This window comes from Kitasatospora viridis (genome assembly GCF_007829815.1).
GTDB classification, from domain to species: Bacteria; Actinomycetota; Actinomycetes; order Streptomycetales; family Streptomycetaceae; genus Kitasatospora; species Kitasatospora viridis.
Genome location: NZ_VIWT01000008.1, coordinates 12,544 through 35,545, shown reverse-complemented (window position 1 = coordinate 35,545; position 23,002 = coordinate 12,544). Strand labels below are relative to the sequence as shown.

At 68.3% G+C, this 23,002-nt stretch carries 26 protein-coding genes; 24 read left to right on the top strand and 2 right to left on the bottom strand.

Annotated features, from left to right (window positions below; translation table 11 throughout):
- The first annotated feature begins 2 nt into the window (after positions 1 to 2).
- The 12 genes from FHX73_RS42385 to FHX73_RS42335 all read left to right on the top strand — a co-directional run bounded on the left by FHX73_RS42385 (position 3) and on the right by FHX73_RS42335 (position 8,683).
- Positions 3 to 350 carry a hypothetical protein gene (locus FHX73_RS42385; RefSeq protein ID WP_145911463.1) on the top strand — a complete coding sequence of 116 codons (348 nt, stop codon included), beginning with the start codon at positions 3 to 5 and terminating at the stop codon, positions 348 to 350.
- 3 nt (positions 351 to 353) lie between these two features.
- Complete coding sequence (locus FHX73_RS42380; protein ID WP_145911462.1) at positions 354 to 1,445, top strand: hypothetical protein; 1,092 nt, start codon at positions 354 to 356, stop codon at positions 1,443 to 1,445.
- Positions 1,446 to 1,553: 108 nt separating this feature from the next.
- On the top strand, positions 1,554 to 2,207 hold the full coding sequence (locus tag FHX73_RS42375) for a hypothetical protein (RefSeq protein WP_145911461.1): 654 nt from the start codon (positions 1,554 to 1,556) through the stop codon (positions 2,205 to 2,207).
- A complete protein-coding gene (locus tag FHX73_RS42370) occupies positions 2,207 to 3,067 on the top strand; it encodes a hypothetical protein (protein WP_145911460.1) in 861 nt (286 codons plus the stop codon). Before FHX73_RS42375 ends, FHX73_RS42370 begins: the two co-directional genes overlap by 1 nt.
- 78 nt (positions 3,068 to 3,145) lie before the next feature.
- Positions 3,146 to 3,640 (top strand): hypothetical protein, encoded by a 495-nt coding sequence (locus tag FHX73_RS42365; RefSeq protein WP_145911459.1) that lies wholly within the window; start codon positions 3,146 to 3,148, stop codon positions 3,638 to 3,640.
- Between the two features lie 62 nt (positions 3,641 to 3,702).
- On the top strand, positions 3,703 to 3,861 hold the full coding sequence (locus tag FHX73_RS45360) for a hypothetical protein (RefSeq protein WP_170305333.1): 159 nt from the start codon (positions 3,703 to 3,705) through the stop codon (positions 3,859 to 3,861).
- Positions 3,861 to 4,532: an FYVE zinc finger domain-containing protein gene (locus FHX73_RS42360; RefSeq protein ID WP_145911458.1), complete on the top strand. Its 672-nt coding sequence runs from the start codon at positions 3,861 to 3,863 to the stop codon at positions 4,530 to 4,532. Before FHX73_RS45360 ends, FHX73_RS42360 begins: the two co-directional genes overlap by 1 nt.
- A gap of 2 nt (positions 4,533 to 4,534) precedes the next feature.
- A complete protein-coding gene (locus FHX73_RS42355; protein WP_145911457.1) occupies positions 4,535 to 4,960 on the top strand; it encodes a DUF1003 domain-containing protein in 426 nt (141 codons plus the stop codon).
- Positions 4,960 to 5,688 carry a hypothetical protein gene (locus FHX73_RS42350; protein ID WP_145911456.1) on the top strand — a complete coding sequence of 243 codons (729 nt, stop codon included), beginning with the start codon at positions 4,960 to 4,962 and terminating at the stop codon, positions 5,686 to 5,688. The genes FHX73_RS42355 and FHX73_RS42350 overlap by 1 nt, the downstream gene beginning before the upstream one ends.
- Entirely contained in the window at positions 5,685 to 6,461 is a 777-nt protein-coding gene (locus tag FHX73_RS42345) for an NAD(+)--rifampin ADP-ribosyltransferase (RefSeq protein WP_145911455.1), read from the top strand. The genes FHX73_RS42350 and FHX73_RS42345 overlap by 4 nt, the downstream gene beginning before the upstream one ends.
- A complete protein-coding gene (locus FHX73_RS42340) occupies positions 6,461 to 7,090 on the top strand; it encodes a hypothetical protein (RefSeq protein ID WP_145911454.1) in 630 nt (209 codons plus the stop codon). Before FHX73_RS42345 ends, FHX73_RS42340 begins: the two co-directional genes overlap by 1 nt.
- 69 nt (positions 7,091 to 7,159) lie before the next feature.
- Positions 7,160 to 8,683 (top strand): hypothetical protein, encoded by a 1,524-nt coding sequence (locus FHX73_RS42335; protein ID WP_145911453.1) that lies wholly within the window; start codon positions 7,160 to 7,162, stop codon positions 8,681 to 8,683.
- A 100-nt stretch (positions 8,684 to 8,783) separates the two neighbouring features.
- Here the strand turns inward: FHX73_RS42335 and FHX73_RS42330 are convergent, their stop codons facing one another.
- Both FHX73_RS42330 and FHX73_RS42325 read right to left on the bottom strand, forming a co-directional pair.
- On the bottom strand, positions 8,784 to 9,614 hold the full coding sequence (locus FHX73_RS42330; protein WP_145911452.1) for a hypothetical protein: 831 nt from the start codon (positions 9,612 to 9,614) through the stop codon (positions 8,784 to 8,786).
- Complete coding sequence (locus FHX73_RS42325; RefSeq protein WP_145911451.1) at positions 9,614 to 10,447, bottom strand: P-loop NTPase family protein; 834 nt, start codon at positions 10,445 to 10,447, stop codon at positions 9,614 to 9,616. The genes FHX73_RS42330 and FHX73_RS42325 overlap by 1 nt, the downstream gene beginning before the upstream one ends.
- 222 nt (positions 10,448 to 10,669) lie before the next feature.
- Between FHX73_RS42325 and FHX73_RS42320 the strand changes: the two genes are divergently transcribed.
- The 12 genes from FHX73_RS42320 to FHX73_RS42265 all read left to right on the top strand — a co-directional run bounded on the left by FHX73_RS42320 (position 10,670) and on the right by FHX73_RS42265 (position 22,995).
- A complete protein-coding gene (locus FHX73_RS42320) occupies positions 10,670 to 11,176 on the top strand; it encodes a hypothetical protein (protein ID WP_145911450.1) in 507 nt (168 codons plus the stop codon).
- Positions 11,176 to 11,721, top strand: coding sequence for a hypothetical protein (locus FHX73_RS42315; RefSeq protein WP_145911449.1), 546 nt, complete (start codon positions 11,176 to 11,178; stop codon positions 11,719 to 11,721). The genes FHX73_RS42320 and FHX73_RS42315 overlap by 1 nt, the downstream gene beginning before the upstream one ends.
- Positions 11,722 to 11,849: 128 nt before the next feature.
- Entirely contained in the window at positions 11,850 to 12,095 is a 246-nt protein-coding gene (locus FHX73_RS42310) for a hypothetical protein (protein WP_145911448.1), read from the top strand.
- Positions 12,095 to 14,320, top strand: coding sequence for a phage tail tape measure protein (locus tag FHX73_RS42305; RefSeq protein ID WP_145911447.1), 2,226 nt, complete (start codon positions 12,095 to 12,097; stop codon positions 14,318 to 14,320). Before FHX73_RS42310 ends, FHX73_RS42305 begins: the two co-directional genes overlap by 1 nt.
- A 1-nt stretch (position 14,321) precedes the next feature.
- The gene (locus FHX73_RS42300) at positions 14,322 to 14,960 is read left to right on the top strand and encodes a hypothetical protein (protein ID WP_145911446.1); all 639 of its coding nucleotides are present in this window, start codon (positions 14,322 to 14,324) and stop codon (positions 14,958 to 14,960) included.
- The gene (locus tag FHX73_RS42295; protein ID WP_145911445.1) at positions 14,957 to 15,196 is read left to right on the top strand and encodes a hypothetical protein; all 240 of its coding nucleotides are present in this window, start codon (positions 14,957 to 14,959) and stop codon (positions 15,194 to 15,196) included. The genes FHX73_RS42300 and FHX73_RS42295 overlap by 4 nt, the downstream gene beginning before the upstream one ends.
- Before the next feature lie 172 nt (positions 15,197 to 15,368).
- Positions 15,369 to 15,914, top strand: a complete 546-nt coding sequence (locus FHX73_RS42290; RefSeq protein WP_145911444.1) for a hypothetical protein — start codon at positions 15,369 to 15,371, stop codon at positions 15,912 to 15,914.
- A 195-nt stretch (positions 15,915 to 16,109) separates the two neighbouring features.
- Complete coding sequence (locus FHX73_RS42285; RefSeq protein ID WP_170305332.1) at positions 16,110 to 18,569, top strand: C40 family peptidase; 2,460 nt, start codon at positions 16,110 to 16,112, stop codon at positions 18,567 to 18,569.
- A gap of 19 nt (positions 18,570 to 18,588) precedes the next feature.
- The gene (locus tag FHX73_RS42280) at positions 18,589 to 19,239 is read left to right on the top strand and encodes a hypothetical protein (protein ID WP_145911442.1); all 651 of its coding nucleotides are present in this window, start codon (positions 18,589 to 18,591) and stop codon (positions 19,237 to 19,239) included.
- A gap of 63 nt (positions 19,240 to 19,302) precedes the next feature.
- The gene (locus tag FHX73_RS42275) at positions 19,303 to 19,695 is read left to right on the top strand and encodes a hypothetical protein (protein WP_145911441.1); all 393 of its coding nucleotides are present in this window, start codon (positions 19,303 to 19,305) and stop codon (positions 19,693 to 19,695) included.
- Between the two features lie 88 nt (positions 19,696 to 19,783).
- Positions 19,784 to 21,679, top strand: a complete 1,896-nt coding sequence (locus tag FHX73_RS42270; RefSeq protein WP_145911440.1) for a baseplate J/gp47 family protein — start codon at positions 19,784 to 19,786, stop codon at positions 21,677 to 21,679.
- The gene (locus tag FHX73_RS42265) at positions 21,679 to 22,995 is read left to right on the top strand and encodes a DUF7297 family protein (RefSeq protein WP_145911439.1); all 1,317 of its coding nucleotides are present in this window, start codon (positions 21,679 to 21,681) and stop codon (positions 22,993 to 22,995) included. Before FHX73_RS42270 ends, FHX73_RS42265 begins: the two co-directional genes overlap by 1 nt.
- Positions 22,996 to 23,002: the final 7 nt, after the last annotated feature.

Sequence of the window (23,002 nt, the reverse complement as noted above, 5' to 3'; positions counted from 1 at the left end):
CCGTGAGCAACTACGAGCAGATGCTTCTGGTCAGCGGCACGCTCGACACGAGCGGCGTGGGAGCGGGGGAGCACGGTGATCTGACCGCCGTGTCCACCGCGTTCTCAGGTCCGGTACAGCTGCCCGATGCCGTGCCGGAGCCCCTCCTGGAGGGCGCCCTCGATCCCGTGGAGAACGGCGACTCCGAGGGCGGCAACCCGGAAGCTGTGGAGCAGGACGGCCCGGAATCCGACCCGGAGGTCCCGGAGACCGTTGAGGAGGAGTCCGAGGCGCCGATGGCTGCCGAGGCCGAGGCCCCCGCGACACCGGCCAAGCGGACTCGCCGTCGCGGCGCTCAGGGTGAGGAGTAAGGGGTGGCAAGCGGTGATGTGACCAGCACGCTCGACACCGAGGGCGTCGCGGGCAAGACCGGTCCCCGGGTGACCACGGCGGACACGTCCGGGGCCGTGGTCGAAACCGACGGGGCGATCGGTACCCGTGGGCAGGCCCCCACGGGCCCTGTCCCCGCGTCCTTCGTCGACACCACCGGGGTGGCGAGGGTCGCAGCTGCGCCTGGCGGCTGGAAGCCCTCCAGCACCGCTGTGACGGGTCAGCGGGAGACCACGCTGGGAACCGTGGTGGACGTCCAGCAGAAGTACCAGAAGCCGAACGCTGCCGGGGTGCCCGGGTCCGTGCTGGACACGACCCGGACGGATCTGAAGACCACGGACGGCCAGGGCGCGACGCGCCCGGACCCGAACGCCCCACCGGTGACGGGGACGGTGGAGACGCTGTCGATCGGCGCCGTGCCGAAGGGATCGGTTCTGGTCCCGGCGGCCCCGGCCGCCCCCACCCTCGCAGGGGCGGACCGGGCGATCGTGGTGACGTGGGTGGCCGTCGCAGACCCAGCGGCCGACGCCCCGGTACTGCGGTACGAGATCGAGAGCGACACCGGGGGCCACGCTGACGCCGGTCGGAACGCCACGGCCCTTCGGTTCACCCAGGTCGTCGGCGGCCGGGGCTACCTCTTCCGGGCACGGGCGGAGAACCGCAACGGTACGGGCCCGTGGTCGCCGTGGTCCGCGTCCGGGGCGGTGGCGACCAACTCCGACGAAGTGGCAGCGGGGGGGCTGACAGCGGCCAACGCCGTGAACCCGATCTACCGTCAGGACGGCACGGTTGTCCCCGGATCGTGGGGCGCGCCGACTCTGCCGGGCCAGCCGACCGTCGCGCCCCAGGGGACTGCGGGCACGGCCACAGTGTCCTGGGCCCCCTCCACCCCGGCTCCGGCAGGCGGGTACGACGTCACCGCGTCCTCCGGGCAGACCATCCACGTGGGCAGTGCCGTCGTCTCGGCCAACGTACCCGGCCTGACGGTGGCGGCCCAGGTGACCTTCACCGTCAAGGCGATCGGCGCGCTGCAGAACGCGCTCAGCGCCCCGTCCGCCTCCTACACCGTGGCGTGAAGCCCTTGCGCCACGGCGCCCCTCCCCCGGCCGGGGGAGGGGCGCCGTGCTGTCCAGACTCCCTCAGCGCCCCGGAAGGGGTGGTAGCGGAGGACGAGGAGGAGCGCCATGTCGGCGAGCACACCACGTACGGGCCTGAAGACCTGGGACGGGAGCGATCCCTTCCTCCGGTCGGACTTCAACGACAACTTCAGGAAGATCGACTCCTACCCCGGCGCGTACATCTGCACCTCCAGCACCCGGCCGAGCTGGGGCGCTGCGCAGGCCGGGATGAAGATCATCGAGAGCGACACCCGCAGGGAGCTGATCTGGAACGGCTCCTCGTGGCGCGAGCCGCTGACCGCGCCCCCGCTGTTCATCGGCTGGCTGCGCCCCTGGACGACCTTCGTCGGCGGTGCTGGCGGCTCCTTCGTCGTCGGCAGCATCCAGATCAACCGGCCTGGCACACTCTTCATAATCGTCACCACCGAGGTCGCCTGCTACAGCGACATGGCGATGACTTACGAGGTCGCACCTCAGGTGAACGGCAACGACTGCATCGTCGGCGGGGGCACGAACTGGCAGGTGATGCCCAACACCTCGCCCTGGGGCGCCGGGTACTACCGCAGCGAGATCAGCGCGGCGATCGGCGCGGCCAACGTCGTACCCGGCACAGCCACGTACGGCCTGCGCGTCCACGCGGGCAACCTGACCCCGATCGGCCAGATCATGCTCCCCACGGTGCGGGCTGCCTGCATCCTGACGAACTACACGGACAGCTGATGCTCGACCGCGCCTACGTCTCCCGCTACGGCGCCGGGACCTTCGGCCTCCTGGTGCACCGCGATGGCCAACCTGGTGACGCAGACGGTCCAGTGACGGTCGTTCTGGCCCACGACGATACGACCAATGCCCAGGTCTTCTCCCGGGCCGCTGACCACGGTGGGCCCGGCGAGTACACCGTGCGTCTGACGAGCGCGGAGACCGCCGCCCCCGGGTACTACTACCTGCTGTGGACCTACACGGTGGCGGGCACTCCCGACAGCTACCGCCTGGACGTCGAGGTGGGCTCCTCCGCGCCGGACTACGACAAGCTGGCCGATCCGATGAAGGCCATCGTCGAGGGCGTCATGATCCGCTTTGTCGACCTCTACGACTTCGAGGTGGGCGGTCCGCACCTGCAGGCGTACGTCCAGGCCAACTGGGGCCGCAACCGCGTGGCACAGCTGCTGCGCATCGCGGTGGGGAAGCTCAACACCACGGCGCAGCCGTACCAGACCTACACGATCGACGGTGACGGCGGAGCGGGCTTCCCGGTCACCCAGTGGGGATCGCTGCTGGAGTCGGCCTTGTATGTGGAGTGCCTGCGCCACCTGGTGCGCTCCTACGTCGAGCAGCCCGAGTTCTCCTCCGGCTCCGGCGTCTCTCGGTTCGACCGGCGGGACTACATGGACCGGTGGCAGAACATCCTGGCAGGCGAAGAGCCGGTCCTTACTAGCCAACTCCAGACCTTCAAGATCGCGAACATGGGGCTGGGCAGGCCCCGGGTTCTGGCGAGCGGAGGGGTGTACGGCCGGTTCGGACCGACGCGGTTCCCGCTGTCGGCGGCTGCGAGGCCGCGCTTCTCCACCCGCTTCTACTGATCCTGTCCCGGACCGTGCTGCGGTGCTCAAGGGGTGGACGAGTCCGTTGACTGTCCCAGGCCGGAGAAGGGGAACAAGATGCTGACCGTGTTGGACCGTGTCGAGGCCGGACGCCTCATCGAGACGTGGCTGGGTACCGAGATCGCCAAGGTGTGGGGGGACGAGCCCTGGGTGACGAACCTGATCGTTGTAGCCAACGTGGAGGTCGCAGCTGACGGGGTCTCGCTGCAGACGCGCGTCCAGACGCGGACCTTCCAGGAGAAGCTGCCCGTCGTCGCCACCCACACCGTTCAGCCGGACGTGCCCAGCCAGGCCGAGGTCGCCGCGTCGGTGCCGGACCTCGTGGCGGCGATCAAGAAGCCCCTCAAGGAGCTGCGGGTGACCGCCGGGCTGGAGACCGCGCCGCCCGCTCCCACGCCCGCCCCCGGCAGCGGAACGGGCTCGGCACCGGCGCTCCCGCCGGTCCCGGCCGAAGCCCCGGCTGACACCCACACCCCGGCGCTCCCGCCGGTCCCGGCCGAAGCCCCGGCCGATACCCACACCGTCGACCAGCCGGGCCAGCAAGCCTTCTAGCTAGTTGCTTATCTCCGCATCTGCCTGTCTCAGGTTCTGCTCTTCTGCCTAGGAGGCCGCCGGTGGCGTACAGCGTGACCATCCTGGCAAGACGCTGGATCTGCAGCAGCGTGGCCCCGGCCAGCAACATCACGCTGGCCGGGGCCAAGGTGGGCGCCACCGTGCCGCAGGAAACCCGTGCTGCGGTGCTTGCGTCAGTCGCTGGTACCCCGGAGTCCTGATGGTCAACATCCACCCCATCGGGACCTACACTCGCCGAGTCCAGGACTGGGAGGTGGAGCAGGAGCGCGCTGCCCACACCCAGGCGCTTTATGCCCTCGGTGAGTACGCGCTGTTCGTTCTGCTCTGGACCGCCCAGGACCACGAGGCTGGTGACGTCGGCCTGTGTCCGGTGTGCTCCACCAGCCGGGTCTCGGCCGCCTACGGCCAGCCGGAACGCAACAAATGCCCGAGCTGCTACGGCACGCGGTTCGAGGGCGGCTACCGGGCCCTGATCGTTCGGCCTGCCATCTTCACCGACGGTGACGACTCTCAGAGCTTCACCGCCCGGGGGGTCGTCGCTCCCCAGGAAGTCAACCTGGAGACCACGAGTGACTTCCGCGCTCACTCCGGCGACTTCTGCATGCGCGCTACCGGCGAGCGCCTCCAACTGCGCGTTCCTGCCAGGACGACCGTCCGCACCGGCATGGGAACGCCCTACCAGCGTGATGCGGCGATCTCCTACAACCTCGCCCGCGCAGCGGCGGAGGACCAGGACTCGGTCGCCTACCTCATCCCACCGAACACCACCGCCCTGGTCTCGATATTGAGCCGCACCGGGCCCACCCCTCAGTCCTTCGGCGACGTCGAGGTTCTGCGGGGGCCCCTGATACCGCTCCGTGAGAGGAACTGAGCTTGTTCGCCCTGCACCGGCACCCCGCCAACATCGCTGTCCATGAAGATCGCAAGCTCGGCGACCGGCTTGCCGACGGCGTCGCCAACAGCATGGGCACCTGGACCTTCATCCTCGGGCAAGCCGCCTTCACGATGGCATGGATCGTCCTCAACAGCTCGCACGGCTGGATACATGCCTGGGACTCCTACCCGTACGTCCTGCTGAACCTGGTCTACTCCTTCCAGGCCGGATTCACCGGACCAATCCTGCTGCTCTCCCAGAACCGGCAGAGCAGGCACGACAGACTCCGCGCAGAGCATGACTATGCGGTGGACGAGCGCACCAACGAACTCGTGCACCTGATCGCACAGCACCATGGGCTCATCCCTGCAGACAGCACCCCTGAGCTTCCGCTGCCTGCTGCGAAGTCGCAGCAGGAGCTGTAGTGCCTCAGGTCGAGGTCCCGGAGGTCCACCTGTCCGCACACCCGGACAGGATGATCATGGTGGAGAAGGGGCTGGCACCGGGACCAGCCCGCCAGGCCGCGCTGATCGCTGTGCGCGACGTACGACGCAAGATGCCTAAGCTGAGCGGGGCAGCCGCCCGAAGGGTCCAGCCTCTCTACGGCCGGGGCTACTTCGGCGTGCAGTGGGCCGACGACTACGTCTGGTACCAGGACCACGGCACCCGGGCCTTCACCATGCGCAGCCTGGCGGGCAAGACCATCCCGATGTGGATCGACGACCCCACGGGCATGGAACGGGAGAAGAACCCGAAGGCCAAGACCCGCACCACGGCCAGCGGCAAAGTCCAGGTCCTGATCTTCAGGCGGGCCGCACCGATCGGTGCCCGACGCAAGACGTACCGGGTCGACCGGAAGACCGGTCAGCGCATCCTGGTCTCGGACAAGCCCATGTCGTACCCCGGAGCCCCAGGCCGGATCTCCAGGCGGGAGGCCGCCCAGCCGTGGACCACTCCAGGCCGCCGCCCCGGTGCCATCGCTCCCGGTAACGTCGGCGTCCGGTGGCGGCACCCCGGGCTCCACCCTCGTTCGTTCCTGAACACGTCGATGACCGCCGCAGCCCAGCGCTGCGGCCTCGTGGCCCAGCGGGTCTATGTCGGTGACAGAGGCTGGCGGAACTTCGTCCGCCTGCACGGAGAGGACTTCAAATGAGCCTGCTGTGGAAGAACGCCGCGCAGCTGAGCCGGACTGCCGGGTGGCAGCCGTGGGAGGGGACCGACGAAATCCACCCGAACGACCTCGAAGGCGGCTACTACCCGCACAGCGGTGCGGGCGACGGCGGCCTGTCCCACCACGACGTCTGGGGTGGGCAGGCCAGCGAGAACGTCCGCAGTCTGGCCAACTCCATCCGCCAGCACGGGTACAGCCCCGAGCGCCACGGCCAGGTGAACCTGAACGTCACCGACCACGGGGAGAACCTCTACAACACCGGGCCGGGCTCGCACCCGACCGACCCGGCCTACCATGACGTTCACCACGAGCACCTCCTGCAGGCCCTGAAGGACAGCGGCCACGGCCCGGTGCCGGTGCACATCCACGACCAGCGCTCGGACGAAGACGGCACCTCGGCTCCCCGCTACTACCACGGCACCACCGCCGAGGACCTGGAGCACGTCCACCCCAACCACGGCTCGAACGGGAACTTCGGCCGCTTCACCCACGAGGCCGGATACGCCTACGCCACCGGCAAGGAGAACGCCTGGCACTACGCCGAGCGCGCCGCCGGAGCGTACGGCGGCACACCGCACGTCTACGAGGTCAGCCCGAGGGGGCCAGTGGAGGAAGACCCGAGGTACGACCAGCACGGCAACAGCCGGGGCAACTTCGCTGACGACGTCCGCTCCAAGCACGGCTTCACCGTGGTCGGCGAGGAGCCGTCACGGCACGAGGCTCACGACGAGGACGACGAGGAGCACTGGGGCTGATGTTCGTAACCCGGATCAAGACGATCGGGCTGGAAGCGTTCAAGGTCGTCTTCGACTCCCAGTACGACGACCCCGAGTTCCGCGATCTGCCGTGCAGCCTGGAATACCCCGTCAGCAAGACAGCCTTCCCCAGCGTCTGGATCAACTACTCCGACACCGACAAGATCGAGCGGGCGGGCGTCGCCCACCTAGAAACAACGCACCCGACTACCGGGGGCCTGGTCGCCCCCTACACCCGCTGGCGGTTCCACGGCTCGCTGAGCTACACCGTGGTGGCGCTGTCCTCGCTCCAGCGCGACCGCATCTTCGACCAACTGCTGCGGGTCACCGCGTTCGGCGGCCAGGACCAGATCCTCGGCCGGTTCCGGCGCACCTTCGAGACGAACGACCTGATCGCGGTGAACGTCCAGTGGGACCAGGCGGAGCCGACCGGGGACGATGCCAGTCCCGGTACCCCCTGGGAGACGGACGAGATCGTCTACGAGCGCACCCTGACCATCGACCTCCAGGGCGAGTTCATCCCCGACCCGGCCACCAACACCCTCGTCCCCTTGAGCCGCTTCCAGGTCACCGCCACCCCGGACATGTCCATCGAGAGCAACGGCGGCGGCTTCGGTATCTGGCACTGATCCTGTCTGCCGTCCAGTCGTCTCCGCGAAGGGGTGAATGCAGCAACTCCTCAACGCGGGTGGTGGACCATGGTGGATGTCTCCGGTACGACGTACACGCCGCCTGGGGTGTCGGTAAGCGATGTCACCGCGCCGTCGGTGGCCCCGCGCTCGGTGACGACGAACGCGGTCACACTCGTCGGCCCGGCCCTCGGCTACCAGACGGCCTCCGAGGTGCTCGCCGTCTACTCCGCGAGCAACGTCGCGCTCGCACAGACCGGCGCCTACACGCAGGCCGTGGTCGGACCGCCTGCCATCCCGGCACCCGTCGTGCGCAAGCTCGACGGCACCCTCCTCACCGTGGGAGTCGACTACTCCCTGACCACGCTGGCGGGCACCGACGGTGCGTCCACGGCGGTCACCGTGCTCAAACGACTGAGCGCGGACAGCGGCGACCTGACCAAGCCGAGCCCCAACGGCCTGAAGGACGGGGACCTCGTCCGCATCGCCTACCAGTTCACCTCGCCGTCGTACTACACCCCGCAGCAGTTCGAGTCCTTCGCGGACGTGGTGGCGACGTACGGGGCGCCGATGCTGACGACCGCGCCGTTGGACCCGAGTGCCAGTCAGGTGACGTCGCCTCTGACTCTGGCCGCCAAGGTGGCCTTGGAGAACGGCGCTGCCTCGGTGATCTGCCTCCCGACCAACCCGGCCGAAGGCATCGACTTCCGGGAGCAGCTGCGCGCGGCCTACGCGAAGCTCGAAGCCAACTACCTGATCCAACTGATCGTGCCGCTCTGGGTCGACGGGGCCTACAACACCCACAGCTCAACGAACGTCGCCAACCTGCTGACGGACATCAAGAACCACTGCGAGAACGCCGCAGCAGCCGGGTACGGCCGCCTCGCCTTCGTCGGCCTGCCCCGCAACTACGACAACGCCTCCACGCACGACCAGCTCGCCATCCAGACGGCCTCCAAGCGCGTCGTGCTCGCCTACCCGAACCGGCTCCTGCTCTTCAACGCGGCGGTGAACGCCTCGACCGAGGTGGATGGCTACTACCTCGCGGCGGCCATGGCCGGGCAGCTCGCCCGCAACGCCGTCAACCGAGGTCTGACCCGGTCGGTCCTGTCGTCCTTCAGTGGCCTGCCTGCCAGTGTCGCCCAGGCCATGACGATGGCTGCGAAGAACACCCTCAGCAAGAGCGGGGTCGCGGTCGCCGAGATCAACCGCACCTCCCAGCTGATGGTTCGCCATGGCGTGACCACCAACATGTCGGCACTGCTGACCTCCGAAATCAGCATGGTTCGCATCGGCGACACCCTGCTGCAGATGGTGCAGACGGGCCTCGACTCCTCGGGGCTGATCGGCGCCCCGATCGACGCCGACATGACGATGAACGTCAAGGGCGCCCTCGCCGGAATCCTCGAACGGGCTGTGGCAGACGGCACGATCATCGCCTACGCCAACCTCCAGGTTCGCCAGCTCTCCCCGGACCCGTCGGTGATCGCAGCGACCTTCCAGTACAAGCCCGCTGCGCCGCTCAACTACATCACCGTGTCCCTGTCCGTGGACCTGACCACCGGCGACACCTCCGCGCAGCAGCAGCAGTAGGAAACCGTTCCGCGCGGAACACTTTTGGACATGGATCGGCCCGGCCGCCCTGCCGAACTGGCGGGGGCCGGGCCGGAAACCGTTCCGCGCGGAACGGTTCTTACTGCGCGTCCTGGCCGATGGCTTCGAGAACGATGTTGCGGACGGTCCCAAGAAGGTCGGCGTACTCGCGGGCGGCCTTCGGATCGCGGGCCGCATCGGCGCGAAGGCGGTCTGGGTCGAAGTCCACCCGGACTGCCTTCAACTGCAGCATTCGGCCGTTCTTCGCCTCTAGCTCGTCGGCATCCTCGTCGTCGGACGCGGTGGTCGAGAGGTTGAGGGCCTGCTTGGCCTTCTCCAGGTTGGCCAGGGTCGGGCCGCCGAACTCGACCGCCTTCTGCCACATCCCCGCCATGGCTTCCCCGCCGTGCTTGCGCATGACGGTGTAGAGGAAGTCGACCTGGCGGGTGGTCAGCTGGCCGGTGTAGACCCCTTCCAGGGCCTTGGAGACGGGCACCTCCTTGACCAGCCGGTAGAGATGGGTCTTGGAGATGCCCCGGTCGTCACCCCACTTGATCCAGCTCCTGTAGACCTTGTCGGTAGCCGGGTCGACGGCCTCTTTCCACGAGCCGGACTCCTTGGCGAGCCGCACCACGGGGCCGACCTTGTTGACCCAGATGATGGCGGCCGTGGCCTGGTTGACCGCGAGTTCGGCGTTGGCCTCTGCGATGACCTTGTCGACCACCTCGCAGATCTCTGCCGGGGGGGCATCAACAGCAGGCAGAGGAGTGGTGGCCTCCTCCGGGGTGCTGGCCTTGACCACCTTGGCAGGCTGCTTCGCGTTGGCCTTGGAGCCGGAGGCCGCGCCCGATCGGGCCTCCTGCTCTACGAACTCGGGCGTCACTTCGAGAGGCGCGCCCGTGCTAGGGGGCAGCATCTGTCCCTTGGCCATCAGACCGTCACCGCCTCAAGCTCTTCGGGGGTCAAGATGTTGGCGTCCTTCAGCTCGCGGTGGGTGATCAGACTGGCATCGACGGCTTGTTGAGCAGTGAGCACACCAGTCTCGATCAGGAGGGGGGCGAAGTTGCTCAGGTCCTTCCAGCGGATGTGGTCCTCAGCATCGTCGGGCACCTTCTGCCCCGGGATGCGTCCGAAGGAACGCTGGTAGGCAACCAGCTGCGGCAACTCGATGTCGCACAGCGGGAACGGGCCGTCAGCCTGGCGCTCGTCGAGGAGAACGTTGCGGGCGCTGACTCGGTCGTTGCTGGTCATGCTGCACCGGTTGAGAAGGTAGAACATGACCACGCCGCCGACGGTGTTGCGTGCGGCGCCCATGAGAGCCGCTTCCCGGGTCTGCGGGGCCTGCTCGATGTCCCCCTCGTCGGGACACAGGGGGACCAGGAGGATGTTCGAGCGCCTGACCGCTGCCAGGAACGAGGCGAGGTTGCCGCCGCCGACGTCCACGATGATGTCATCCACATCGCCCCTGGCCCGGATCTTGTCGATCTCCTGGTCCAGGGTCTCGAAGGGGTGCCGGATGACCTCGAAGGGCCATGCGTAGCCACGGAGCTTCGCCTTGTCCATCCACTTCATCGACGTCTGGCTGGCCGAGTCGGCATCGAAGACGACCACACGGCGCCGGAAGACGACGGCCAGGATGAGGGCGATGAGCATGGCCAGGCGGGACTTCCCGGTTCCCCCCTTGAGAACACCGACCGTGATCACACGGGTTTCGGTGCTTTCCTCGTCGGGTGGTGCGGCCGGTTCGGGGAGGGTGATCGTCATAGATGGGTCCTCATGGTTGGCAGCGGGGCACTCATTCTCTCCGTGCTGAAGTGTGCGGTCCGAACCGCCCCAGCATTGGTGCAGTGCCCGTTGGGACGATACCGCCACGCGCCATCCCTATTGCGCAGAACCGGCATTCCGACCTGACCGCGCCGCTGCCCTGTCTCGCCCTGTTCTGCGGCCCCTCAAGAGGTGACAGGGGTTCTGAACAGGGGAGCGGCGATGCCGACAACACAGGCGAGGGTCACCGGATCGGGGTACAGCGTCTTCTCGTGGGCCGGGAGGCCGATCGCGTTCCTGCTCAGCGTGGAAGATTCTGGCCAGCGGGCCTGGAGCGACAAGGGGCAGGCGTACGCGGCGATCCACCCGCTCGGCAGTCGCACCCCGGTGGAGATCGCGACTTCCCGGGTGCTGTCCCTGGGCACGCTGCAGATGACGATCCAGGAGCTGTGGAACGAGGCGATCTGGGAGCAGCTGGCCGACATGAGCGGGACGAACAACATCGTCGAGATCTTCGACAGGCTCGCCTCGACGCCGAATGCTGTAACCGCGCAGACCATCATCAAGCCGCCAGGCACCGAGAACAACCCGTCGCGCTGGCGCGGGAAGACGTACCACAACTGCACGATCGTGGACATCGCCGACGGCGACACCATCACCGTCGGCGGCCTGGACGTCGCCAAGCCCATCGTTGCTGCCTACACCCACTCGACCCGGCTGGGGGCGTGATGGGCGAGTACGGCACGTACGACCCGGCGAGCGTCCGGCCAGGGGCCCCCGACCGCGTTCCTCCGGCTGGGGCGCTGGTGGACAGCGACGGCAACGTGCTGCCGACGTTCGACCAGCGGCACACCGAGCCCTTCGAGGGACTCCTGTACCTCGGTGCGCTCACGAAGACTTTCACGTGGCTGGGGCACTCCTTCGTGCTCCGCACCCTCGGCCCTGACGAACAGCTCGCCATCGCTCTCCTGGTCAAGCCGTACGTCGGGACTGCGGGCGAGCAGCTCGCCTACACCACCGCCATCGCGGCGCTGGCGACCGTGTCCGTGGACGGCGAGGAGCTTCCCACACCCATCGGAGAGGACTCCCAGCTCGCGGAGTGGGCCCATGCCCGCTTCAACTACGTGAAGAAGAACTGGTTCGGATTCACCATCGCCCAGGTGTTCCAGGAGTTCCTGGAGCTGGAGCACACGGTGGCTCAGGTGGTCGAGGCCATGGGAAAAGCCTTCGGGCCGACGGACTCGACCCCTGGCTCGAACGGCGCCTCCGAGTAGCCGAGCGCCGGGGTCTGCTGAACGTCCGTCGGCCCTCCGCCGTCCAGGCCCTGGCGGCCGACCTGCTCAACTTCGCCGACGGCCTCAAGGCCGCCCGCGCGGACCGTGAGGCGCTGAAGCGCGCCCTCGTGGCCGCAGGCGTCGACCCGGAGCGCGTCTTCGCGGACGAGGTCCGGGAGTGGCGGCCGGAGAACGACGACGACGTGGACTTCGACTACAGCGGAGTGGACTGGGACGAGAGCGCCAGCATCTCCGACTGGGACCGGATGCAGGCCGCCATGTCGAACAACCGGCGAGTGACCGTGAGGGACACCTACGACCCTGCTGATGCCCCTGTGCTCGCCGATGACCCGACCGACAGGGAGTGGACCTGATGGCGACTCCACCGCCTCCGAACACGCCGCCTGCGCTCGCGGCACTGCTCGCCAGCACCCAGGCTCAGATGGCTGCCACCCGGCAGATGCAGCAGACGCTCCAGGCCCTGGTGCACATGCAGGGCACGTACGGGCCTACCCCGGGCGGGCCGCCAGCGAGCCCTGCGGGCGGAGCGATGGCGCTGGTCCAGGCCCTGATGGGTGGTCGCATCCCGCAGGCCCCTCTCCTGCCTACGGTTGGGTGGTTCCAGGCCCAGGCGCAGCGCTTCACATCCCAGGTGCTGCTTAACCAGCCCCAGCGCGGCCAGGCTGGAGCGTCGGCTGCTCCTCAAACCCCTGCGGCCCCAGCCGGGCCCGCGTCCACGCCGTGGCCGGGCGTGGGCGGCCATCCCATGACAGTCGTCGGCGGCATGCCGTGGATGATGCCGGGAGCGCAGGGGCAGCAGGGCCCGTACCCCTACACGCCGCCACCTTCGCCATCAAGCGGTGGCGGCGGTGGCGGCGGTGGCGGTGGCGGGGTGGGCGGTAGCTGGTCCGGCGGTTCCGGGATCGGGCAGTGGGTGCAGCAGAACGCGCCTTCGCTGCTCGCCGCCCGGTTCGGCCCGTGGGGGGCTGTGGCGGGTGCCGCAATCGCCGTAGGGAGCCAGATCCCGGCTGAGATCAGGTCTCAGCGGGACAAGAATGCGTTCTACCAGAGCGTGGAGGGCGGCTCGAACTTCGCGGGCTTCGGGGAGCGGCTCCACGAGGAGGCGTACCGGTGGAGCACGCTCGGTGTGTTCTCCAGCGACGAGGCCCGCCAGGCGTTCAAGGGGGTGACCAAGCTCGGCTACAACTCGAAGGTGGAGGGCGGCCCCGGGCGCCAGGACGCGCTCAACATGATCTACCACGGCAAGACGGCCTACGGCGCGAGCGTCGGTGAATCACTCCAGACGCTTCAGGTTGTCAGCAAGGCCGCCGTCACGAACTTCAAGCAGCTCTCCGACGCCCTGAAGGACGTCAGCGACTCTGCGGGGAAGGCGGGCATCAACGCGCAGATGGCACGCGCGGAGTTCACCAACCTGGTGGGCACGGCGGCCTCCAACGGCATGGGCGGCAACACGGCGGTCGATGCCGCCAGGCTGCAGCAGCAGCTGAAGACCTCTCTCGGCCGCTCGTTCCAGGACACGGACTTCTCCAACCGGCTCGGCTCCAGCTATACCCTCCTCGCGTCCTCCGTCGCCGGAGTGACGCCCTCCCAGTACCTCGCGTCCGCAGACGTCCAGGCGAGTGCGCAGGGCAAGCTGGACAGCCTGGTCACGGGGAACGCGTTGAAGCCCGGCGTGCAGGAGTGGGTCGAGAAGGAGATCACCAACAAGCTCAAGGTCAGCGGCAAGAAGGCACTGTCCGACGCCGAGGTAGACGACATCGCCAGCCGTCTGCTGACGACCTGGTACCCGGTGGCCTACGACCTGGTGGCCGCGCTGACGCTCGTCCTTCCCAAGGGCGCCGAGCAGCCGCTGGATGCCGCCCGCTGGGTCGTGCGGCAGATCGCGGCCAAGTCCCAGGGCGGGCTGGCAGGCGCAGCCAAGCAGGAGTTGAGCGACGCCGACAAGAAGCACCAGGCCGAGACCAGCAAGAAGAACAAGGTGGTCGAGGGCATCAACCGAGGCGGCAACGACAACTACAACCCGGCCATTGGTCAGAGCACGGCGGTACTCCCGATCAACCTGGGGAACACGGCCGCCGACGAGGCGTACCGCAAGTGGGCTATGGACAAGATCACGGGTGGCAACATGGACCCCGTGGTCGAGGCCCTGCTGGGCAAGGTCAAGGACGACGGGAAGACCCAGGTCGTGGTGACCACCGCCGGGGGGAAGAAGCGAGTCGTCTCCCTGGAGGACGCCGTCACCAACCACCGGAACGAGCTGGCCCAGGGCGACGCCGTCATCCTCGACAGCAACGGCCGGGGGCAGACCGTCAAGGACATCCTCGGCGGCGACAAGATCGACCCCTTGCGTGATTTCAAGGCGGAAGCCAACGCCACCGACGACAGCGGCCAGTCCCTGGACGACTGGAAGAAGCAGAACGCCGCACCGGGCGGCGGGGTCACGATCGGCCTGACCCAGGAGGCGAAGCGGCTGCTCATGCTGCTCGACACCAGCGGCACCAACGGAGCTGCGGCGTCCGCGACCCCGCCGACCAACCCGAACACCACCTTCCCGTCGATGCCCGCGACCGGAGGCTGAGATGGCTCTCGCATCCCTCGGCTTCACCGGTGGCCCCCAGATCGTCTTCCGGATCAACCCGGAGCAGATCGACTGGGGCTTCCAGATCCACACCTCGGTGACCGACACAGTCGGCGGCCGGGTGGTCCAGATCACCGGCGCCACGCTCTCCGACCTGGTCATCGTCGGCCAGCTCGGAGAGGACCGCAGCCAGGGACGAGCTGCACCGGGACAGAGCGATCACCCCGGTGTGTCGTGGCGACTGGCGGAGAAGTTCGTCTCCCAGTGCCGCGCCATCATGCAGTACCAGTCCCGGGATGCCACGACCACCGGCCGCATGCACGAGCCCGCGACGTTCTCCTACCCGGCTCGGGGCTGGCGCTGGCAGGTGTACCTCAAGGCCGTGCAGGAGGTCGACGGCGACGGGAGCATCGAGCACCGCACCGCCAAGTTCGCTCATGGCTACCAGCTGACGCTCTTCCCCGTACAGGCCGGGTCGGACGTCATCGTGAAGGCCGGATCGTCCCAAGGGGGCTTCCAGGAGGCCCAGGCACAGGCCATCGCGAGCTACATCGAGCGAATCTCCGCCGGTGTCGGCTGGCGGCAGTCCGAGTTCAACGGCGGCATCCTCGACAGCATCACCAAGGGAGGCAGTGGATGACGGACAGCCAGTGGGGAGCGGACGTCCCCGTCTCGATGCCGCAGCCCCTGCCTCCGGACCTGGTTGGGCTGGTGCCCATGACCGGTTTCACGATGACACTGAACGGCTTGTGGCCGGACCTCAGCCAGGCCGACTGGGAGCGGATCTCCAGACCGACCTACGCCCCGTACGATCCGGCTCTCCAGGAGGACGCCCCTGCCGCCGAGGCCGCTGACCACGACCGGGAGTGGACCTGAAGCGCAGGCCATGCCAGGTGAAGGACGAGACGATCACAGAAGTTCACGCTGAAGGTGAGGTGAAGGCGTGGCGGATTCACGACGCGGGCTGAACTGCAGCCTGTCCTACGGCTCCGGAGGAACAGCCCGGCAGTACCGGCTGCGCGTGGCGGGGCTGAGTCATGGTGCCGTGATGGTCGCCGCCGAGTCATCCGGCCGAAACCGGCGGGCCTACTACCCGCACCGCTCCGCCCCCGCCCAGTTCACCCTCCAGCCCCTACTCGTGGGCGTCGATGAACGGACAGCCTTCTCTGACTGGATGCAGAGCTACGCCGACCTCATCATGGACCCCGGCCGGGCCGGTCTGGTCACCCCCATGCGCGTGCTGATCGCTGCACGCAGCTTCGACCGAGAGGGAGTCCCGCTGCGCGGGATCGAGTGGGGGGACAAGGTCGGCGGGATCATCTGGACCCCGTCGGTGGTCTTCGAGACCACTCGCGAACCCCAGGACCCCGATACCTTCACCCCCTCGCAGGCGGTGCTCGGGACATCTGCGGACGCCGATATGCGCTACTTCTGGCCGACCGGGGTCCAGCTCGGGGGCGACAGCGCACCCTCGGGCGGGTACACCACCGTGATCAACCCGTCCGGCGGGACGGGCTCGGACATCGGCGATCTGGTCAGCCCGACCCCCGGGCCGAACGAGGGAACGCCGCCGAACATACGGTACGGCTACTGAAAAGTGTTCCGCGCGGAACACTTTTGCCCTGGCCCCCTCCCCTGTCGAAAGTGTTCCGCGCGGAACACTTTTCAGTGAAGGCACTGTCACTTCACCACCTCCGCCCCGTGAAGGGGTGGAGGTGGCCGCCACATGCCCCAGTTTCTCTACGCCCCTGGCGTCAAGGTGTACGTGCACACCGAACACAACGGCATCGTGGACGTCTCGGACGACCTGGTGACCGGCACGCTGGTCCGGCGAAGCGATGGCGTGTCGACCTTCTCCTTCTCCCTGCAGAACGCCCGACGGAAGTACGACCGCATCTTCACCCCGAACGATCGGATCGCCGTCCAGATGAAGCGGCTGCAGTGGGTGCAGGTCTTCACCGGCTACCTGAATTCAGTCCCACTGGTGACCGCGTGGCCCCGCGTCGTCAACCTGACCGCCTCCTGTTCACTGAAGCGCCTGCAGTACTGGTACTGGGACAGCTACTCCGAAGCATCGCAGCTGATGGTCAACCAGGCCCTCATCGACGCCCGGAAGGACAGCGGGATCAGCGACGGCGGCATGACCAACGTGATCCTCACGATCCTGAAGAAGGTCGTGGGCTGGCCCGAGCACAAGGTCCACATCGCCCGCATCCCCGACAACTGGTTCAAGGTCGTCGAGAAGCTCGCCAAGCAGGTCAACGACCAGGTCGACGCCGCCGACAAGCAAGTCCGGCAGATGCTGGCCTCCATCGGCGGCTCTTCGATCGGCGGCAGCTCGGGCGCAGGCGGCGTGTCGAACGTCCTGAACGGCGCGTACGCCGGGGAGACCTTCCCCGCTGACGGGCTGCGCAACGCAGAGACCATCTACAACGTCGGCCGCAAGCGGGGCTCGGCAACGGAGACCATCACCGCCGCGCTGATGGCGGCGATCCAGGAGAGCACCCTGGGCAGCGACCCCAACTCGAAGACCCCGAACCTCTTCGGCAACGTCGGGATCTTCCAGATGAGGCCGGGCAACTACTGGGGGAGCCTCGCCCAGGTCACCGACGTGGCCACCGCCGCCGAGCGCTGGTTCAAGGAGTGGGACGACAAGGTCGGCCCCACGTCGAAGCTCACCCTGGGCCAGCAGTGCGAGAAGGTCGAGGTGTCCGGCATGGACCCCGAGGCGACCTACGGACGCCACCAGCGTGCTGCTGCCGCCATGGTGTCCGCGATGTCCTCCAGCCCCGGCGGGACCTCTCCCGGCACCAGCAGCCTCACCAGCCGACCGATGGGCGCGACCTCGGGTCTCGTCCTCGCCCAGACCGCCGTCGACCTGTGCAACAAGTGGCCCGACATCCCGTACACCCAGCAGTATGGCGGCACTCAGGAAGCGGTACTGCTCGGCTCCCCGCCACCGGGCCTGGACTGCTCCTCCTTCGTCCAGAGCATCTACCTCCGCGCGCTGGGGAGCCTCTACAACCTGCCGCGTGTGGCGGCCGACCAGGCGAAGTGGTGCCGCGACCAAGGCCAGCAGGTCACGGTCGACGTCGCCCTGCGCACCCCGGGCGCGCTGGTGTTCAAGGGCTCCTCCCTGGACTCGATCCACCACGTGGAGATGTCCCTCGGGGACGGCCGGTCGACGATCGGCGCGCACCGCCAGGGGGCCCAGCCCCACGAGGTCGGCGCTAACCCGGCGGACGACCCCTCCTACTGGGACTACGGCGGCTTCCTGCCCCGGATCTCCTACACCACCGACGGAGGCGGAGTCGTTGCCACCGGCACCGGAAGCCCCACTGGCGCGCCCACACCGCCCCAGTTCACGACCGGCGACCAGATCCCCGGCTACAACCCGGACGACCCATTCGACAAGATGTTTGGCGACAACGCCTGGCTACCGGTCATGTCGACGCAGACCGACGGGAACTTCTTCCTGTCCCAGGCCCTGTCGGGGCCTCGGGCGCTCCTGAACGATCAGCCCTTGCTGCCGTACCTCAAGAACGTCTTCACCTCGACCATGCGCAGTTTCAGCAGCGCGCCGAACGGCGACTTGGTGGCGTGGTACCCGGACTACTACGGGATGTGGGGCACCGCCGCCACCATGGTGATCGAGCCCATCGAGGTTCGGGACTTCACCGTGAACTGGAGTGACGACTTCCTGGTGACGCATCAGTTCGCGGTGGTGTCGTCACTGAACGGCAACCAGTTCAACGTGGCCACTGGTGAGTCGGGCAACCTCGGGTTCATCGAGAACATGGCGTTGTTCACCACCGGCGTGGTGAACATCGACATCCCCGCCGTCTGGTCAGCGCTCTTCGGCCTGGACCTTTCTGACGACGAGGCCCAGAAGCTGTCCTCCTGGATCAAGGATCGGTTCGGGGCCAGGCCGGACTACCAGGAGATGCCGGGTCTGGTAGGGCCCAAGGCCGAGCTGTTCGCGGCCATCTTCCTGTTCCTCCGGCAGTTCGCGTACCAGTACTCGGCTTCGGTCCCGCTCACCTTCATGCCGGAGGTGTGGCCCGGGATGCTGATCAAGATCCCGGCTTTCGACTTCCAGGCTTACGTCACCACCGTGACCCACCAGTTCCAGTTCGGGGAAGGCGGCAGCTTCACCACGGACCTGACGATCGCGGCCCCGGCCCGGCTCAGCCGTCAGGGGCCGAGCAGCCTGCTGGGCCTGCCGGTTGCCGGTGGCGCTGTCCGGTGAGGGGGCTGTGGTGAATTCAGTGGTGAAGGGCGTCGGCTTCAGCTTGAAGCAGGTACAGATCAGGCAGATCGACGAGGCCAAGGGGATGGCCTTGTGCGTCGACCCGCAGGGCCAGTACATCGAGGTCGCGCTGTCGATCCGCCGGACCGTGGTCCGGCCGATGCTCGGGCAGACCTGGCTCATCGACCGGTCGATGGGCACGTGGACGCTGGCGGCGCTGGTGGACGCGGCCTTCCCAGCTGACCCGTGGCCCCCTCAGCCGTGGGGGCAGTCGCGGCAGGCGCCCGGCAGCTACGTGCCGGGCACGTACCCACAGCAGACCTGGACTCCGTTCCCCGCGTCTGTCTGGCAGCCGGTGACGGTCCTGGTCGGCCCGCTCGGTCAGGTCGAGCTGTCCATCTACGGGGTCATCGGGGCAGCGGCCGGAACCCTCCGCATCGCCGTGGGCCTGACCGGGGCGTCCACGGCCGCTGCCGCTGCGGGCGACTGGCAGCTCGCGGTGGCCGCCAAGGACGGCATGCAGCGCAGCATGTTCGGAGTGATCAGCGGCTTGGCTCCGGGGGACACGACGATCACCCCGCACTGGTACACCTACATCCCCCCGGGGACCACCCCGAGCGGCGCCACCCACGACATGAGCGATCTGAGGCTGTCTGCCAGGGGCTGGTGACCGGTCAAGGGGTGAGGGAGGTGGCTGGTGAAAGGACTGGCCCTGTCAGGCGGGGATCTCATCGTGGGGGAGGGCGGATACGGCATGCTCACCGGCGCGTCTCGCATCCGCCAGGACCTGGCGCTCGCCCTGGCCGAACCGTACGGCAACGACCAGTACCACCCCACCTGGGGATCGGTTCTCAGCTCGTACATCGGCCAGCCCCTCGACGCCGAGTTGGAGCTGCTGGTGCGCTCCGAGGTCGTCCGGGTGCTGCAGCAGTACGTCGACGGCCAGGCCGCTGATCTCGCCACAGACGCCCTGTCGGGCGCTCGCTCCCGGTACGACTACGGCGACGTGGTCAGCCAGATCGTCTCGATCACCACCATCCCGTCCTTCGACACCGTGGTGGTGGCCGTGGAGCTGAAGACCCGCGCCGGAGCCATGGTGAAGATCGCCCGGACGGTGAACCTGTGAACCATTCACCTGCCCACATCACTGAAATTCACCGCTCTGACCAGGGCTTTCTCAACTTCGGTACGACCTCGGCCAGGGAGGAGTGAAGGTGGCCACATCCCAGAACGACATCGTCTCGCAGATGCGCGAGGCACTGCGAATCTCCGACCCCGAGCTGGACACCGGCGTCGGGTCCGTCGCCCGGAAGATCCTCGACGCCGTGGCTGCGTCCGTTGCAGACGCCTACGTCGAGAACCACCTGCTGAGCTACGCCTACGACGTAGACGCCAAGGTCGACGCCGACTTGGACTCCTTCTGCCAGCTCTTCGGGATCAGCCGAATCCCGGCCCGCCGTGCCGTCGGCACCGTCACCTTCTCCCGCAGCCAGGACCTCAACTCCACGGTCTACATCCCGGTCGGCGTCGAGATCAATGCCGCCTCCGACCCCTCGCAGGTCGTCCAGACCGTCACCGGCGGCATCCTGCTGCCGGGAGTCGCCAGTGCCTCCGTCGCCGTCCAGGCCAGCACCGCAGGCGCAGCGGGCAACGTCGCGGCCGGGGCCCTGGACACCCTGGCGAGCCCCGTCCAAGGCGTCAGCACCGTCGTCAACCCAACCGCAATGACCGGTGGCACCAGCCGGGAGACCGACTCGGAGCTGCGCACGCGCTGGAAGCGGACCGTCTTCCGGAGCCTGGCCGGGACCGAGAGCATGTTCACCGGCATCGCGCTGGACGACCCCGACTGCTACGCGGCGAACGTCATCGGCGCCTCCAAGTCCCGCACGGAGATCCTCCAGATCCCCAGCAGCGGCGACACCGTCGCGCAGATCCAGAACGCCGCGTACGTGTACGCGGCTCCGGTCCGCGTCGCCAGGTCCGACGGCACGGCCCTGGTCCGGGACTACGACTACACCTGGATTCCGTCGATCCCGCCAGCCATCCGGCAGCTGTCCCCTGCATTCCCTCAGCCGGGCGAGCTGATCACCGTGGACTACCAGTACCTCCCGCTCGTGTCCCGGAACTCCCCGACCACCGGGGTGACCAACCGGGTCGATGTGTTCTGCGGCGGTGTCCGAGCCCAGGTCGCACAGCAGAGCGTCATCTTCTCCAACGCCAAGGCGTTCCAGAACCTGCCCGCCAACGACCTCTACCGGGGCGTGTGGCTGCGGGCCGACCAGTCCCAGCCCGACCCCGGCAACATCTTCATCCCGCTCGCCTTCGGCCCCATCCTCACCGTGCCGTCGACCCTCACCGTCGGGAGCGCCATCTACGGCCTGGCCACCCGGGACCACCCGCTCGGCACGGTTTCGGGCGGCGTCACCTACGCCTACACCGTGGTGCACGAGGACACGGCGGACGGCTGGACCCCGACCAGCCGGTTCGGCCTCGAATGGCATGCCTCCTACCTGCCGGTCAACGGCACGCCGTTCCTCGTTGGGGCAAGCAGCAACTACGCCTTCAACGAGATTCCCTCCAGCGTCCAGGACGCCATCAACCGCTGGCGCCTGGTCGGCAGCGACGTCAAGGTCCACCAGGCGAAGCAGCGCTGGCTCCGCTTCGCCATGGGCCTGGTCGTCGACTCCGGCGCCTCCGCCACAACGGTGCAGAATGCGGTCCGCACCGCGCTGTCGGACTACCTCAACCGCATGGTGTTCGCCTCCACCGTCCAGGTCTCCGACGTCCTCGCGGTGGCCCACCAGGTCCCCGGCGTGGACAACGTGCGGTTCCTGAACGGCGGCGACGTCAGCGGCTACTCCCCGGCCAATCCGAACGCCAGCGTCGTGGGCATCCAGCAGATCAGCCCCCTCGCCTCGGTGAGCAACGGCGCCTCCGGCAGCAGCACCTGGTACCCGCTGGGCACCGGCCCGCTGGGCCCCGCGCTGGTGTCCTACGTCGACCTGGCGACCGGCCGCGCGTCGGACGCCTACTTCGAGGACAACGAGCTGCCGGTCCTGGGCGCCGTCGTCTTCAAGAACCTGGCCCGCAACTCCTTCGGGGTGGCGTGATGCCCGCGAACCAGGGCGGCGCGCCGTACGCCGCCGCCAGCAGCACCCTGGTCCCGCTCCAGCTGGACGTGACAGCTCCGCAGCCGACCGCGCTGGCGTCCGGGACGAGCATGCTCGTCACCGACACCACGCTCGCCTCGCAGCTCTCCCACTTTCCCGACCTCTACGACCTCCGGCCGACGAGCCACCTCATGCGGTTGATGCAGGCCCTGCTGGGGGAGTCGGGCGTGGGGCAGCTGCGCAAGCGGCTGCTGCTCGCGCAGTGGGGTGCCGTGTCGGCACAGGGCGCCCGCTTCTACGACCTCGACCGCTTCTACGGCGCCATCTTCAACGCCGACCGGACCAGCGACGAGCAGCTGGCCGTCAACGCGCTCGACACGGCAACCGCCACCCCCGATGAGTGGGAGGAGATGGAGGCTGCCGACGCCTCCTACCGGGACCGGATGACGGCGCTGGCCCGTGCCGTGAGCTTGGGCGGCACGCTGCCGGGGCTGAAGGCCGCCGCCGAGGCAGTCATCGGCGCACCGGTGGAGGTCTTCGAGAGCTGGGCCCTCCTGGAAGCGGCGGCGGGCGGCCAGATCGGCAACAGCTGGGACCACCTGGAGGCGACACTGCCGACCTGGACGCAGGCCGACGGGCAGCTGTGGTCCGCGATGGAGGGCCTGCCGTTCACCGGCCGCTCGGGGGTCGGCACTCGCGCCGAGGTCCTGGTCCGAATCCAGCAGGACTACCCCTTCACCGACGAGGGGCGGCGACGCCAGCAGGACGACGAGTGGGCGCTGACCAAGGTCCTGGGCAAGCTGAAGCCCGCCTCCGTGCTGCTGACGGTCGACGCTCAGGGGCTGACGGTGCAGAGCGAGGTCCATGTGGCCTCGGCGAGCAGCGACAGCGAGCACTGGCAGGTGGCCTACCAGGTGACACCGAGCCAGCTCCCGACGTCGACCCCCCTCTACCCGCTGTCAGCGGCCCAGCAGGCGGCCGGGCTGTCCGATACGGCACCGCGCGTCGTGCCGGTGCCCCCGCTGGCAACACGGCTGGGCGACGAGTGGTCGTACGGCGCCCACGTGCCGTCCGCCCGTTCGTACGGCTACCTGCCCGACGAGCCCGCCTGGGGGGCTCCCGGCTCGATACCCGACAGCGAGGCCCCCGGGCTGGACCAGACCGTCGTGTGGATGGACGGCAGCCAGAGCGTCTACGCGGCCGTGCGCGGCCTCCTGGACCCGACTCAGCTGCTCGCTGCCAGGGCTGCCTCCGAAGGGGTCCTGGTGGCCCACCCGTACAGCGGTGACCGCCGCGTCGTCCCGACGCACGACTGAGAGAGGC